We start from the raw sequence: 1,502 nt of genomic DNA, 5'->3' as shown, positions 1-1,502 counted from the left end.
ACTGGAGTTTAGACTAAAAAACGATCGCATCTAAAAGTACCTGCCTTTCAACACCGGGCAAGTTATTGCTCAACAATTCCAAATAGAGGAGATTAAACAACTAATCTTGAGGACTTTTTGCGTCGAGAGACTCGTTTTTTGACAGTGGGATATCGTGGTGCCGATATCCGTACCTTTCCTGTTTCCCAACCAGGAGATTTTCCCCTCGGTTTAGGTAGTTTCGTCGGAGTACCAATGTCAACTAAAATCGATAACATTGATTGGGCAACACGTCCAGGAGTTAAATCGATCGTAGCAGATTGCCAAGGCAGTCGATTTTCTTTAACTAAATCCCTAGCCAGCCAGAGTTGCCAACTCATCAAGGGCATTAAATCACTCCACCGCTCACATTGAGAGGGAGTTCTCAGGTTAGGCAATGTCCAATGTAATCTTTGCTTGGCAAACCGATACCAATGATCCACTCCAAAACGTCGTAAATACTTAAACCAAACTATTTCTAAAGGTAGAGTTCGTTTTCCCACCCAAGCCAACCACAAGGGTGGAAACGGCTGACCGTTTGACATGGGATTGAGTCTTTCGATGAGAATTAAATTGACAGGATGTTCAGGGGCGCGATAAAAATGTAAGTCAAGCCATTGACGGACTCGGACTTGTCCCAACTGTGGATGAGAGTCAATTTCGATCGCAGTATCCACTTTGAGCCATGTGGTTGGGTCATTGAGTCTCATTTTGGACCCGTGTTTTCGCGGTCTACCGCGACCACTATAGGCTGGTGGTGCTGACCAAAAACAAGCATTCTTTCGGACTCTCATTAAGCAATCAGCTTGAATATCTGCTTGCGCTAATACCCAAGTTGCATTGCCATATTCAGGCGTCTAAGACTGCTAATATTGGGTTGACGCTTTGTTCGCAAACAAGTTTGAGTTGGGAAGCTGCTTGAAGTATGGGTGAAGACCCACTACTAATTCTTTCATGGAGTAGGGGTAATGCCCAACTTCCTTGTTCTTCAGGTATCCACGCAATTGTACTATATCCCTGTCCAACAATGCAGCCTTTCTGATATTCATGGGTTCTGTCTTTTAATGTTTGAGCGTCAGGTCTCGCCCATGCAGTGTGGTCAATTGCCACTAATATATGTTCTGTTCTAGGTACTTGCTGCTGTAATTGCTCTTGATACAGCATCATCAGTTTTTTCCGGTCTGGTCTACAGTCTTGTAAGGCTTCATAGACGCTTGACCATTGACGATTGAATAGCGGACTGAGCGAAAATTCCGCCAAACAAGCCGCATTCCTGGTTGTCATTACTGCATCCATCAGCTCGAATTTTGCATCTTTCGCCAGCACTAATAACTCGTATGCTGCTTGACGAAAGTCTTTTAATCGTTCACTGTTCATTAAGGGAGTGGATAGGTTTTCTTTTCACCCTTATTCTCTCCCAGCGCGGTGGCTCTAGTTCTTCTGAAGCCACCTTTCTCATCTTTATTTAGTCTAAACTACAGTAA

The 1,502-nt window shown here is 44.1% G+C and carries 1 protein-coding gene and 1 pseudogene; both read right to left on the bottom strand.

Annotation, left to right across the window (positions count from 1 at the left end; genetic code table 11):
- Nucleotides 1-92 precede the first annotated feature (92 nt).
- A pseudogene (locus QUA34_RS30010) lies at nucleotides 93-854 on the bottom strand (hypothetical protein); the annotation flags it as partial.
- Between the two features lie 13 nt (nucleotides 855-867).
- Entirely contained in the window at nucleotides 868-1,395 is a 528-nt protein-coding gene (locus tag QUA34_RS30005) for a hypothetical protein (RefSeq protein ID WP_333391157.1), read from the bottom strand.
- Nucleotides 1,396-1,502: the final 107 nt, after the last annotated feature.

It is taken from the genome of Microcoleus sp. POL10_C6 (genome assembly GCF_036701585.1).
Lineage (GTDB): Bacteria > Cyanobacteriota > Cyanobacteriia > Cyanobacteriales > Microcoleaceae > Microcoleus.
This window is presented reverse-complemented; position numbering and strand designations above follow the sequence as displayed.

Coding starts and splice junctions, on each gene's coding strand:
- QUA34_RS30005 (WP_333391157.1), bottom strand. CDS start 1,395: ATGAACAGTGAACGATTAAAAGACTTTCGTCAAGCAGCATACGAGTTA.